This window comes from Shewanella sp. S23-S33, assembly GCF_043359565.1.
GTDB lineage: Bacteria > Pseudomonadota > Gammaproteobacteria > Enterobacterales > Shewanellaceae > Shewanella > Shewanella oncorhynchi.
The window spans coordinates 1-14,435 of sequence record NZ_JBHFFD010000065.1; the positions used below are offsets into that span (position 1 = coordinate 1).

Here is a 14,435-nt window from a genome sequence, read left to right on the forward strand (position 1 = left end):
TCCCGAAGGAATCAGCGGCTCAATGAATTCTGATTTTTTGTTTCCGCTTTTAAAAAAGCGGAACCAAAATTATGTACATATTGCTATGAACACTCATTGTTACATTGATTTAAATTTTTGACTGCCAACCCGGAGGTTAAGCAGTTTCGATTAACTCAACACCTGTGAGTGTCCACACAGATTTCTTGTTTTATCTTGTTAAAGAGCAACTCAGCCTCGTAAGAGAAGGTGAGTACCACACTGAGCGTCGAACGCTTCCAGTTGGCTAGGGCTGCGTATTCTACGCATTTCCCGTTTCGCGTCAAGGAGTTTTTGCAAACTTTCTCAACACTCATCAATTAGTAAACTCATCGATGAACTGTCACATCAGGCTGCTTAACGCTGTCTGCCGTGTCAGTGGATGCGCATTATAGGCAGCAGAGGATTTTGTGCAACCCCTATTTTAAGGAAATTTGCAGTTAATTCTAATTATCTAATCTAGTCACATCATACCCACCACTTACCCCCAAAGTTATCCACAACTCAGTCAAGGCTGCGCCTCTGTTTCGCATTATGTATAGCCAAAAGCCATCAGATGATTTGTTGATAGTTATGAAAATAGAAGACTTTCGTCTTTTAAAAAGAAGATTAAACGGGGCTAAGCGTGAGATTGACCTACGGATCGGCTTAAATGGATTTTTAATGACGACAACGCGTGACCATTAGTAAGTAGCGAGTTTGTGATGTAAGAACTGAAGGCATGACTATGATAGGGTTCATTGGTGCATATATGCATATAGATGTAGAAATAAAACAAACCCACAAAAAAGCCAGCTTACGCTGGCTTTTTACATCAAGTTACCTTAACGGCAATCGATTACACAGCTGTCTGGAAGATCACTTCCGATGCTTTTTTTGTGTAAGACTCGATTTGATCAAAGTTCAAGTAACGGTATGTGTCAGCTGCAGTTGCGTCTAACTCTTTAGCGTATTCTTGATATTCTTCAGGTGACGGCAGACGACCTAACAGCGCAGCAACCGCAGCCAGTTCAGCAGAGGCTAAGTAAACGTTAGCACCTGTACCTAAACGGTTAGGGAAGTTACGGGTAGAAGTCGATACCACAGTTGAACCTTCAGCTACACGTGCTTGGTTACCCATACACAGTGAACAACCTGGGATCTCGATGCGCGCGCCTACACGACCAAAAATCGCGTAGTAGCCTTCTTCAGTCAGCTGATCTCTATCCATCTTAGTCGGTGGTGCAATCCACAGACGTGTTGGCAGGGTTTTAGCAAACTTGTCTAGCATCTTACCGGTTGCGCGGAAGTGACCGATGTTGGTCATACAAGAACCTACGAACACTTCGTCAATCTTAGTTTGCGCAACAGATGACAGTAAAACGGCATCATCAGGATCGTTTGGCGCACACAGGATTGGCTCTTTGATGTCATTTAAGTCGATTTCGATTACTGCAGCGTACTCAGCATCTTTATCAGCACTCATCAGCTCAGGATTGGCTAACCACTCTTGCATGCCTTTGATACGACGTTCAATCGTACGACGATCGCCATAACCTTCAGCGATCATCCACTTGAGCATGATTATGTTTGAGTTCAGGTATTCAATGATAGGTTCTTTGTCTAACTTGATGGTACAACCGGCAGCAGAGCGCTCAGCTGAAGCATCAGACAGTTCGAAAGCTTGTTCAACTTTCAGTGATTCTAAGCCTTCGATTTCCAGTACGCGACCAGAGAAGATGTTTACTTTACCTTTCTTCTCAACGGTCAGCATGCCCAGTTCAATGGCTTTTAATGGGATAGCATGAACCAGATCACGCAGTGTGATACCCGGTTGCATTTTGCCCTTGAAGCGCACTAATACGGATTCAGGCATGTCGAGTGGCATAACGCCAGTCGCAGCAGCAAACGCTACTAAGCCAGAACCCGCTGGGAATGAAATACCAATTGGGAAACGCGTATGTGAGTCACCACCCGTACCAACGGTATCAGGTAGCAGCATACGGTTTAACCATGAGTGGATAACACCGTCACCTGGACGCAGTGATACACCGCCGCGATTCATGATGAAATCTGGCAGAGTATGATGTGTGTTCACATCCACTGGCTTTGGATAAGCCGCAGTGTGACAGAATGACTGCATAGTCAAATCAGCACTGAAACCTAAACAAGCTAAATCTTTCAGCTCATCACGGGTCATAGGACCTGTGGTGTCTTGTGAACCAACAGAGGTCATCTTAGGTTCGCAGTATTGGCCAGGACGCACGCCAGCTACGCCGCATGCTTTACCGACCATCTTCTGCGCTAGAGTGTAACCCTTACCAGTATCAGCCACGTCTTGTGAACGCACGAATACGTCAGATACGCCTAAACCTAATACTTCACGGGCTTTGTCAGTTAAACCACGACCGATGATCAGTGGAATACGACCACCAGCACGCACTTCGTCTAACAGCACTTCAGTTTTTAAGCTGAATTCTGAAATCACTTCGTCGCTGTCGTGACGCTTAACCACACCGGCGTATGGGTAGATGTCAATCACATCGCCCATTTCCATTTTGTTTACGTCAAGCTCGATTGGCAGAGCGCCCGCATCTTCCATAGTGTTGAAGAAAATCGGTGCAATTTTACCGCCAAGGCAGAAACCGCCAGCGCGCTTGTTAGGTACGAATGGAATATCATCGCCCATAAACCACAGTACTGAGTTAGTCGCAGATTTACGTGATGAACCCGTACCCACAACGTCACCCACATATACTAATGGATGACCTTGTGCTTTTAATGCTTCGATTTTTTTCACTGGGCCAACGGCACCAGCAACATCAGGCTCGATACCATCACGGGCGTTTTTCAGCATAGCTAACGCGTGCAATGGGATATCAGGACGTGACCATGCATCTGGTGCAGGTGACAAGTCATCGGTGTTAGTTTCACCAGAAACTTTAAATACTGTCAGAGTGACTTTGTCGGCCAGTTTTGGACGGCTTAAATACCAATCTGCATTCGCCCACGCTTCAACCACTTGCTTAGCAAACTCATTGCCCGCTTCCATCTTCTCAACCACATCGTGGAAAGAATCAAACATCAGCAGAGTGTGAGATAACGCTTTAACGGCTAAAGGTGCTAACGCTGGATTATCCAGCTGCGCGATCAGAGGTTCGATGTTGTAGCCGCCTTGCATTGTGCCTAATAACTCAGTAGCACGCTCAGCAGACAGAATCGGTGATTTTTCAGTGCCTTTGGCAACCGCATCTAAAAAAGCAGCCTTAACATAAGCGGCTTCATCAACACCTGGGGGAATTCGATTTTCAAGCAGGTCGAGAACGAAAGCCTCTTCACCTGCGGGTGGGTTTTGAATTAACTTAACCAGTTCAGCCACTTGATGTGCATCTAATGGCTTAGGGACTACGCCCTCTGCAGCACGTTCTGCGACGTGTTTACGATATGCTTCTAGCACGGCAACATTCCTCTTTGTTTGGCGCTCTAACAACGAAACTGCACGTCTTCTTAATTGAAGCTGACAGTCCGACATGATCGACCCGTATTTCCGGCCTGCAGTATACTACAGCTTTGCAAAAGTATGAATCAGGTCACACTCGGCAAAAAGCGAAATAAAGACTAAATCCGGCGGCGAATGCCAACTTACGGGAAGATTAAAACAAGTGAAATTAGACAATAGTTTGAAAACAGACAAAAAACCATACACTACAAATAGTTAACAATATTTCATTAATTTTAAATCGAACAAGCAATTTTCCGCGCCCCAGAGCAAATAGGTATAAATTTTTCTCATCTTGCTGCATTTTGGCTTTTAAGATGCAGTGCGAGAACTTACACTCAGGCTTAATTTACTACATATCTCAGTTATTTCCTTAGTCCATCGGAGTACCAATGACATCCCTTAGCATTCAAGCCGTTATTTTTGATATGGATGGCGTTTTAATCGATTCAGAACCCCTATGGCAGCGAGTCGAGTATGAAGTGTTATCCGCACTCGGCGTGCCAGTGACGATAGAAACGATTCAACAAACCACGGGCTTACGCATCGATCAATGCGTCGATTATTGGTACCACAAGGCACCTTGGCCACACTATGATAATGCCAAGGTCAGCCAAACGATTGTTGATAAAGTTGCAAATGAAATTCTGGTTAGCGGCGAAGCTATGCTGGGCGTCCACGAAGCGATTGATCACTGCCAAGCGCTTGGCCTTAAAATCGGCTTAGCGACCTCGTCGTTCTACACTATTATTGAGGCAGTTCTTTCTAAGCTAGGACTCTGTGATAAATTTATGGCAGTGCAATCGGCCGAGGGCCTCACCTACGGCAAACCCCACCCAGAAGTTTATTTGAATTGCGCTAAGGCGTTAGATGTTGATCCCCGTTGTTGTCTTGCCATCGAAGATTCCTTTAACGGCTTAATTGCCGCCAGAGCAGCCAACATGCAAACGGTCGCGATCCCTGCGCCAGAACAAAGAGGCGATGCTAAGTGGATTATCGCCCATCATCAGGTCGAGAGTTTGTTGGCATTAACAACAATTTTGGCAAAATAACGTCACAACACACCGAGTTTCTGCAGGGCAGATAAGCTTAGTCTTTGCCCTACGGATAAATGACAGAATGGTGTATGCACCAGAAGGAATTCAATGTGAAGTACCTATCCTTAATACTGCCCATGGGTTTAATACTCATGTCCACCTGTTTACCCGCTAGCGCAGGTGAGACCATGCACTGTAAACAACAAGTGATCAATACGGGCGATACTTTAACGACTGTGCAGGATAAATGCGGCTCGCCCAGTGATATTCGAGAATACAGTTTACCCGCGACTTATCTCAACGCTAACGGAGACAGGGTGATCGATCCCAGCAAGTTGCCAACTGAGTATCAAGAATGGACCTATGACTTTGGACCAACACGCTTAATGCGTCGCCTGTATGCCACTGATAATAAAGTCACAAAAATTGAATCCTTAGGTTATGGACATTAATCGGCAGCATCATAGATTATGGTCATCAATAAAAAAGCCAGACATTGTCTGGCTTTTTTATTTCAATCTACTGAATTTATTACCAAATTTTTACACGTTCATCTGGTGTTAAATACATTTTATCGCCTTCTTTCATATCGAAGGCCTTATAGAAGGCTTCCACGTTACGTGGCGTACCCATGGCACGATAATGGCTTGGTGAATGCGGATCTGTCAGCAAACGACGGCTCAGCTCTTCATCACGGTAATTACGGCGCCATACTTGCGACCAACCCACAAAGAAGCGTTGCTCGCCCGTTAAACCATCGAGCACAGGTGCAGGTTTGCCGTTAAGGCTCATCAAATACGAACGTGCCGCTACAGTTAAACCACCTAAGTCGCCGATGTTTTCCCCTAAAGTCAAATCACCATTAACAAACTTGCCGGGCATTGCCTCATAACCTGAGTATTGGGCAGACAACTGCTTACCGCGCTTTTGGAACTCCTCTCTGTCTTTATCTGACCACCAATCACGCAGGTTGCCATCACCATCGTATTTAGCGCCTTGGTCATCAAAACCATGGCTAATTTCATGGCCGATCACGGCACCGATACCACCGTAGTTAACGGCATCATCGGCATCCATATTAAAGAATGGCGGTTGCAGAATCGCAGCAGGGAACACAATTTCGTTTTTAACTGGACTGTAATAAGCATTCACCGTTTGTGGTGTCATGCCCCATTCGGTCCGATCAATTGGCTTGCCTAGCTTGTTGATCATATCTTGATATTCAAACTGAGCGTAACGCATGTAGTTACCCACTAACTCGTCAGCCTTAATATCTAAACCTGAGTAATCTTTCCATTTATCTGGATAGCCAATTTTGTAGGTAAATTTAGCCAGTTTTTCTTGAGCGGCAATTTTGGTTTCTGGCGTCATCCACTCGAGTTCATTAATGCTGACTTCAAAACCTTTAATCAAGTTTTTGATCATGGTTTCCATGCGCGCTTTAGCTTCTGGCTTGAAGTATTGCTTAACATACTCTTCACCCACTAACTCACCAATCACTTGGTCAGCACCATCAACTGCTTTTTTCCAGCGTGGCTGCTGCTCTTCGATACCCATTAAGGTTTTGCTCTTAAAGGCGAAGTTCAAATCAACAAAGTTTTTACTCAGTAACTCGGCGTAGCTATCCACTAAGTGGAACGCAAGATAATCCTGCCAAGCCGATACAGGGAATGTCTCAAAACTGGCGCCGAGTTTTTCAAAATAAGAGGGCTGACGCACGATCACTTCAGTCACTTTATCGCCTAAGCCCGCACTCGCAGCAAAGGCATTAAAATCGAATTGACCGGTTAACTTTTGCAGTTCAGCACGATCTAACTTGTTGTATGCCTTGTTGGCATCACGGGATTCGACTCGGCTCCACTGACTTTTAGCGATCATCATTTCGATGTCAGCGACGTTTTTAGCCGCACGTTTAGCGTCCTTGTAACCCGCTTCAGTCAGTATCTCTGTCACATACTTCGCCATGGCTTGACGATTAGCGGCAAACTTAGGGTCATCTTTTAGGTAATAATCTCGATCCGGTAGCGTAAGGCCTGACTGGCTTAAATACACCGCATACTGAGTTGAGTTTTTAGCGTCATTATTGACGTAAAAACCAAAGGGAATACCAGAACCCGTCGTCAGTAATTTGCCCATAACGGCTGGTAAGTCAGCGTGCGTTTTTGCGGCAGCGATATCGGCCAGCAATGGCTTAAGCGGAGTAACACCTAATGTTTCAAGTAAATCGGTATTCATGAAACTGGCATTGAAATCACCGATTTTCTGCTCATTCGAGCCTGCGGCAGGATTCTTTTTAGCGGCCGCTTCGTCGATAATTTTCTTCAATGCATCTTGGCTTTGGTCGTACAACACAGAAAACGCGCCATAGTTAGATTTGTCAGCAGGAATAGGCGTATTTGCCAACCATTTTCCGTTAACGCTGTAATAGAAATCATCTTGATGGCGAACTGAGGCATCAAAGTTTTGCAATTCAATGCCAGACACCGCGACGGCTTCAGTTTTAGGCTCAGTACTACAAGCCGCTAAACCTAAACTCAAGGCGATACTCAGTGCCAGTGTGCTTATCTTCTTCATTGTTTTCCCCAGCTTCCGTTGAGAGTTATTATTTTTCCCGCAAAACCTTAGCATTTTGGCTCGCCTCACAGTAGTAAGATTTTGTAAAAGGATATGACACTTTAGCGTCACTCTTAGCTATTTCGGCAAGATAACTTCCATAGGGATGACGCTTATAGTTTTTCCATCGACCAAAAAGTAAGGGCACAACCTCAGTCATGCCCTTAAGTCCTTTACACAAATCTCAAACTAGAAGTTTTTACCCACAAATAAATAGAAAGACTTATCGCCAAGATCTGTGATCCCAAAACCAAGTGCTGCGGGTCCCATGGAAGTATCAGTACCGATATAAAGACTCGATGCATAAATCAGATCGGTCAGAGTGACATCAGTGCGCTCGTCCCAGACATTTCCCGCCTCTAAGCTCCAACCTAGGTATAGAGGATAATCTGTCATACCTAGGGCATCACGCCCGAGATCATATTGATAAATAAAGGCGCCAAACACTTTATGTGCGCCCATAATTGAGTCTTTATGGTAACCAGACAGGTTTAAGAATCCTCCCAGCTCAGATAAATGCAGCGTATTGACCCCATCATTATTGTTGGTAGCAATTGATGCCTTACCAACAAAAGCGTGGTTACCGACACTCAAGGCACCTTTCCAGTCGGCCTCTATTTGCACACTAAATTGGTTTTGATTATCGTCGATACTGTCATTGAAATCTTCATTGCGCACGTAAACGTTTAAGGTTACGCGATTACCTGATGTTGGAAAGCTAATGCTATCTAAGCTATCGTAACCGAACCTAAAGTAAGCACCATAGGAACTAAAATCTAAGTCCTGCGTTAGCCAAACATCATTGACTATCGACCCCTTCTCTGCGACTAAGCCTAACTCAATCATCCCTTGTAAGGTGTAGTTATAACCTATGCCTAATTCAATCGTATGGGTTTTCTTGTCGAAGGTTAAGATACGACTGTTATTATCGTATAAGTCCCAATCACGGGTATCGTATTGATAGCGGGCACGGCTAAAGAACTGTTGGTCCCTGTCTAAAGGCTGATAAAACTCAGTTGCAAACAACTTTTCAATGCCGAGTTTGACCTCATTGCGCCACTCTCCACCATTAAAGGTCAAATCGGTCATGGTATAAGCCATGTCAAAACTGATGGCAGATTCTGAATTAAAGTCATCCTCCCAATTAAAGCCCAGTTGGAAATAATTCGGCCCCCAAGACTTAGCCTTAGTGGTGACTGTGAGTATGCGGCCATCCTCACCTTCTACAAATTCAGCATCGACACGCTCAAATTTATTGAGGGAGTAAATACGCTTTAACGCCTCATTAAGCTCGTCTTTAGATACAGCTTGCCCAGGTTTAATATTCAAGGTTTCCGTCAAGAGATTCAAACTCACCTTAGATTGGTTTTCAAATACGATTTCATTAATGGGATGACGTACATCCGCCATTAATAATTTACCTTTGGCTTTTTTAGCCTCGACGTAGGCGGCATATTCCTCAGGGCTCACGCTCATACTGCTCAACTTATAAAGCTGACCATTAGCGGCTTCTTTTCCAAGGGTTAATGCCAGCGGCATAATAGTGAAATCAGTGGTGCTGAGGGCGTCAATCGCGGGTCGGATCAATACATCTTTATCTGTCAGTAATTGTTTTTGTTTTTCAGTGCTGGCATTGGTCAAAAAATTAGAGAGCTGATCGAGCACTGCGATAGTACTGTCTAATTTATCTTTTTTGACCAGAGGCGAGCCAATATCGACGGCGATAATAATATCGGCTCCCATGGCCTTAACCACATCGACGGGCATGTTATTGGCAATACCACCATCGACCAATAACTTGCCTTCAATTTGTGCGGGCTGAAGTGCACCAGGTACAGTTGCAGACGCTTGCATAGCTTTAACCATACTGCCATGACTAATCACCACAGGTAAGCTAGTTTCTAAGTCGGTTGCAACCGCTCGGTAGGGAATGGCTAAATCATCAAAATGACCAAATTGCTGTACCAGATCTGTCGACTGACGTAAAAGTTGTGACATAGTCTGACCACGTAGCAGACCACTTGGCGCCCTCACTTGGCCTTCGTTATAGCCAATGTTTAACGGAATATTGTAACGGTCGCGTAACTGTTTATCCCTGTAACTCAAAATATTGCGCGGTATGGTGTCCGAGTAGCCACTGTCCCAGTTGACCCCCATCATGATAGCTTCCACTTCACTCGCACTGTAACCCAGTGAATACATGCCAGCGACATAGGCGCCTATGCTGGTGCCCGCGATATAATCAACGGGGATGTTATGTTCTTCTAATATTTTGAGCACGCCCACGTGAGCGGCGCCTTTAGCACCACCACCACTGAGTACGACACCAATTTTAAGGCGCTCTGCAGCCAAAGACGGGGTAACACATAAACACAAAATAATAGAAGCGAGTAGTTGACGCATCATGTGAGGCTACTTTTTATGGGATAAAAATCCGAGTTATATTAACAAACTTATCGATTTAACCGTCAGTCATATTTTATCTGGACCGACTAGTGATAAGTTTGTGTACTCTTTATACAAACAGATGAAGTTTAATTGAATAAACCGCTAAACAAAATATCCATCACCACTGAAGACGATAACGTTTACATCTCAAGCTCACTGGCTTATATCGTGCAGACGATTGCCCATCAGCGGTACAAATATTAAGTATTCGCGAGCCAATAATAGACTATGTTTCTAGCTTAATGATCAATAGAGACGATTTTGTTATCTGTCTCTAAATAGCGCTCAAAATCATCAACGCACATAGGTTTAGCAAAATAATACCCTTGAATAATATAACAGCCACGGCTAAAGACTTGCTCTAACTGCTCAACCGTCTCAATCCCTTCAGCAACCACATTTAATTTAAGGTTACGGGCTAATTCAATAATACTGCTCACAATCGCCTGATCTGCGGTATTAGTGGCGATATCAATCAAAAAGGAGCGATCAATTTTTAGGGTATTGACTTCAAAATTACGCAAATAAGCCAGTGAAGAATACCCAGTACCAAAGTCATCGATGGCAACCTCGATCCCCAAAGATTTCAATCGAGTAAGATGGTCTTTAGCGACATGCAACTCCTTCATCAATACGCCTTCGGTGATTTCTAATCCTAAAGATGCTGTTGGCATTTGGGTTTCTTGTAAAATTCTTTGGATATCTTCAATAAAATCTGGCTGCCTAAAATGCACCGCCGAAATATTAACCGACAACTTAAAGCCCGAGCCATAGCGCTTAGTCCAATTGGCTCCCTGCACACAGGCTTGTCTTAATACCCAGCGGTCAATATCAACAATTAAACCGCAAGCCTCAGCAACTTTAATGAAAATATCGGGACGAATAAAGCCGTCCAACGGATGTTTCCAGCGAATTAATGCTTCCATTCCTATGAGCTTATCATTACGCAAAATATCAATTTGCGGCTGGTAATAAAGCTCGAACTCTTGCCGTTCTATGGCTTTGCGTAAATCGGCCTCAAGCCGTAAATGATAGAGGGCTTGAGCATTACGCTCCGAGGAATAATATTGGAAATTCCCTCGCCCTTCTTCTTTGGCATGGTACATAGCAAGATCGGCATTCTTGATAAAAGCCTCAGGCTGCACCGCATCGTCGGGCCAAATACTGATGCCTATGCTGGTCGAAATATAAAATTCCCGACCATATAACTTAAAAGGCGCGACAATTTGCTCCAACAGGCGCTCGGCGACATGGTTAATATCGTCAATGCTGTTTGCATTACGGAGTAAAATCACAAATTCATCGCCACCAAAACGACAGAGTAAATGCTCGCTGGAAATACAAGATTGCAGTCGGCTTGATGCTTCGACCAGCAGAGCATCGCCCATGCTATGACCATAGGAATCATTAACATGCTTAAATCTATCGAGATCTAAAAACAGTAGCGCCAGTTTCTCACCTGTTTGCTGCGCAGCTTGAATCGACTGTAATAGACGGCTAGAAAATAAGGAGCGATTTGGCAAACCAGTAAGCACATCGTAATTAGCCAAACGGCGTAAATCGGCTTCAGTACGTTTACGCTCCGTGATATCAGAAAATACCACCACATAGTGGGTTACTTTCCCGTTAATGCTTTGCATCACCGACACGTTTAGCCACACAGGACAGAGTTGCTGATTGGCACGGATTAACTCCCGCTCTCCGGTCCAAGACTGACTATCACGGAGAAGTTGCTTGATTTCCGATGCTAATCCGTCATTCATCTGTACGAATTGTGCAAATGGTTGCCCAACTAAGTCGTCAGAATCTATACCAATAATTTGTTGCGCAGCGTAATTCGCAACGCGAATACCGCCTTCGACATCTAAAATCAACACACCTTCAGAGGTATTGCCAAACGCTTTCGCCAATAAATTAATTTCATCTTCTAGCTGGCGTTGCACAGTAATATCGCTATAAATACCCGCGACCCGTTCAATTTCATTTGAGTGCTTATTGCGAGCAACTGGCCGCCCTCTAACCCTCAGCCATCCCCAATTACCGTCCTTACGCTGATAGCGATATTCGGCCTCGAATCGGTCAATCTCACCCGCCATCATGTTGTCCCACTGAGCGAGAGCTTTCTCCCTATCCTGCGGATGCACAGGCAAATCCTCTAAGCTCACCACAATCTCATTGGCATGCGTACCAAGCACCGAACCGCGATTATCAAGGTGAAATGCCTGAGTATTTTTATGCCACTCCCAGAGATCTGAGTCACTGCCGCGCAAAGACTGCCTTAACCTGTCCTCACTTTCCGTTAATGCCAGATTCATCTGCTTAAATGTATTGATCTGTCGTTGTCGATACCAAGCAAGACTTAAAGCAATAATTGAAAATAACAGCAGCAAAATACCTTTAAAACCTTGGGATAACCACCAATGCTGCTCAACATAAAAAGGATAAGAGAACGGCTTATCTGACCATATCCCATTAACTTGACTTAAAACATCTAACACATAGCCACCCGCCGCTAATCCTGCGAGGTTGATCTGAGATTCCCCCTGCAACAAGACATAATGGCTATCTTCATCCTGATAACGTAATCGGTATTTAAATTGAATTGGCGAATCATCGAGATAATCTAAGTTAGTGATTTGAAAACTCACCATATTCGCATCGGGTTTGATGGTCATCAGGTTACGCGGCAACAAGGATACTTCTGTCGTGTTGTTATAGTACACAGAGACAGATTCAAGCATCACATGGTCATCGGTTATACGATTGACCAGCCTATTGACATCGAGTCGCATCACACCTTCAGGTGTTCCTAAGTAAAAGCCTGTTTTTGGCGAATAAAAATAAGCGCCCTCGTTCATTTCATCGGAAATCAAACCATCGAGTTGATTAAACATGGCGATATTGCCCGTTTGAATATCCTGACGAATCAAAGAATCAGCACAACCCACAAGATTTGACTTAGGGGTCTTTTGAATAAAAAACACTGAACTACAATTTAATTGCCATTCGGAAGTCAGTGAAACTAACGATTCCGTCTGCTGCTGATATTCAAACAAACCTTTTTCATAGGAACCAAACCAGATAATTCCCGGGGACATTTCTTCAATATGGCTAATCGTTGGTTGTGCCGCAAAAGCATTAAATAAGTGCCGTTGATCATGAAACTCGTTTTGACTGTCTATGTAACCAAAGACTTTTTTACCGCCAACCCAAAGACGACCGTCAGAGCTGCGATAAATAGTGCGGATCACAGGCCGCTTGGGGCCATCAAATTCGTTCGATGACTTATCAATATCAAATGGCTGGGGCTCATAGAGTCCCATTTCCCAAAAATAGAGTCCCGTGGTAGTCGCAATCCAGACGCGTCCTTTCAGTTTGGGATCCCGATAAGTTTTATATATGAGCTTATTTTTAAAGTCATCCTGACCGTGAGTCCATTTAGAAAAACTGCTTCCTTGCAAGGTCTCTTTATCAATAACAAAAAGACCACTGGTTGTTGAGATCAGTAAATAATGGTCCTCAAACTCACTAATATCATAAATACTTTCGTGGGGATTAAACCCCTCAATCGGAATGTTAACCGCTTTTTTACTGCCCTTAGCAACAAAATCTACACTGGAAGAACCGAGCCAAACCCCTTCATCACTGGCATGTACAGACCAGGTCATGGCATCGCTCAGCTGATAGGGTTCATCTGCCGCATAAGTATCAAGAATGAAATCAGGCGGTGACGCTAACAATGCCAATCCATCACCAGAGCCTCCAACCCACATCAAGCCTGCATCATCAAACAACATGGCTTTCAGCGTTTCCATGTTGGCCTCAGCCTTCAACTCTTGCTGATAATTCTCAATCAACCGCGTCTCAGGCGACCATTTTAACAAGCCAATACGACTGGCAAACCACAAATACCCTTTAGCATCTTCAATGATCGCTGTGCTCCAATCGGGTAATTCTGGCACAGGTGTAATTTGATGAGCGATTTGATCTAATTGATAAACACCACGCCCTGTCGCAATCCAGATCCTATGTTGAGTATCCTCCAACATATCGAGAATACTGCCCATAGATTCGGTCCAAGGGTATTGGAACAGCCGTTCGCCCTTGTTATCGAGGAGCTCTAGTTGCAACTGCCCCGCAACCAACATGTGTCCATTGGGCATAAGCAATAACTTGCGCCAAGGAAGGTCGCGATTAACAGCTAATTGGGTGATAAGGCGCAGTTCAGACTTTGAAGGGGAAAACTCATAGATCTGACCATTATCAATTAATAATCGCCATGTTTTGCTATTCTTGCGGGCTGCCGATATCAGCGCACCACCTGGAAACTGCGGGAATAGATAGGGAGAACCAAACGCGGTAAATTGATTTTGTACTATATCGTAAAGGTAAATCGCGGCATTGGTGCTGACCAATAACTTGTCTCGGTCGATGTTTACCACTGTCGTTAAAAAGTCATCCGCAAGCCGTGATTCCGTGCCAATTTTATCAATACGCCGCACCTTAGAATTACTGACCCGATACAAGCCCTGCTCAGTCGCTGCCCATACAAAACCGTAGTCATCTAAGGCTAAACCTCGGATGCTGGTGACAGCTAAACCGTCTCTATCAGTAAAAACACGCTGCACAAAGCCGCCCGCCCAAGCCGAATGGACGCTAATCAGTGAAAGGATGAAACATGTCAGAATTGTTCTAATTATTTTTGTTTGCATGTGACAACTTACCGCATACCATAACTGTACTGTAGCAGCTCAATCCCTTCAATTCATCCGCTTGTTTACATAAAAGTTACAAAAAAATACAGGCAATAAAAAAGCGCTCAAGTGAGCGCTTTTTTAATC

7 protein-coding genes are annotated in these 14,435 nt (G+C 44.3%); 2 read left to right on the forward strand and 5 right to left on the reverse strand.

Going from position 1 to position 14,435, the window contains the following annotated elements; translation table 11 throughout:
* Positions 1 to 856 precede the first annotated feature (856 nt).
* On the reverse strand, positions 857 to 3,454 hold the full coding sequence (acnB, locus tag ACHA99_RS17690; RefSeq protein ID WP_393944147.1) for a bifunctional aconitate hydratase 2/2-methylisocitrate dehydratase: 2,598 nt from the start codon (positions 3,452 to 3,454) through the stop codon (positions 857 to 859).
* A 434-nt stretch (positions 3,455 to 3,888) separates the two neighbouring features.
* Here acnB and hxpB point away from each other — a divergent pair, with 434 nt between their 5' ends.
* Together hxpB and ACHA99_RS17700 are read left to right on the forward strand one after the other, a co-directional pair.
* Complete coding sequence (hxpB, locus tag ACHA99_RS17695) at positions 3,889 to 4,548, forward strand: hexitol phosphatase HxpB (RefSeq protein ID WP_393944149.1); 660 nt, start codon at positions 3,889 to 3,891, stop codon at positions 4,546 to 4,548.
* A 95-nt stretch (positions 4,549 to 4,643) separates the two neighbouring features.
* Positions 4,644 to 4,985, forward strand: a complete 342-nt coding sequence (locus tag ACHA99_RS17700) for a DUF2845 domain-containing protein (RefSeq protein ID WP_028759308.1) — start codon at positions 4,644 to 4,646, stop codon at positions 4,983 to 4,985.
* Between the two features lie 79 nt (positions 4,986 to 5,064).
* Here the strand turns inward: ACHA99_RS17700 and ACHA99_RS17705 are convergent, their stop codons facing one another.
* From ACHA99_RS17705 to ACHA99_RS17720, 4 genes are all read right to left on the reverse strand, one after another.
* Positions 5,065 to 7,107 (reverse strand): M13 family metallopeptidase, encoded by a 2,043-nt coding sequence (locus tag ACHA99_RS17705; RefSeq protein WP_393944151.1) that lies wholly within the window; start codon positions 7,105 to 7,107, stop codon positions 5,065 to 5,067.
* A 28-nt stretch (positions 7,108 to 7,135) separates the two neighbouring features.
* Positions 7,136 to 7,306: a hypothetical protein gene (locus tag ACHA99_RS17710; protein WP_393944153.1), complete on the reverse strand. Its 171-nt coding sequence runs from the start codon at positions 7,304 to 7,306 to the stop codon at positions 7,136 to 7,138.
* A 29-nt stretch (positions 7,307 to 7,335) separates the two neighbouring features.
* Positions 7,336 to 9,552, reverse strand: coding sequence for a patatin-like phospholipase family protein (locus tag ACHA99_RS17715; protein WP_173913156.1), 2,217 nt, complete (start codon positions 9,550 to 9,552; stop codon positions 7,336 to 7,338).
* Positions 9,553 to 9,833: 281 nt separating this feature from the next.
* Positions 9,834 to 14,306: an EAL domain-containing protein gene (locus ACHA99_RS17720; protein WP_393944155.1), complete on the reverse strand. Its 4,473-nt coding sequence runs from the start codon at positions 14,304 to 14,306 to the stop codon at positions 9,834 to 9,836.
* Between the last annotated feature and the right edge of the window lie 129 nt (positions 14,307 to 14,435).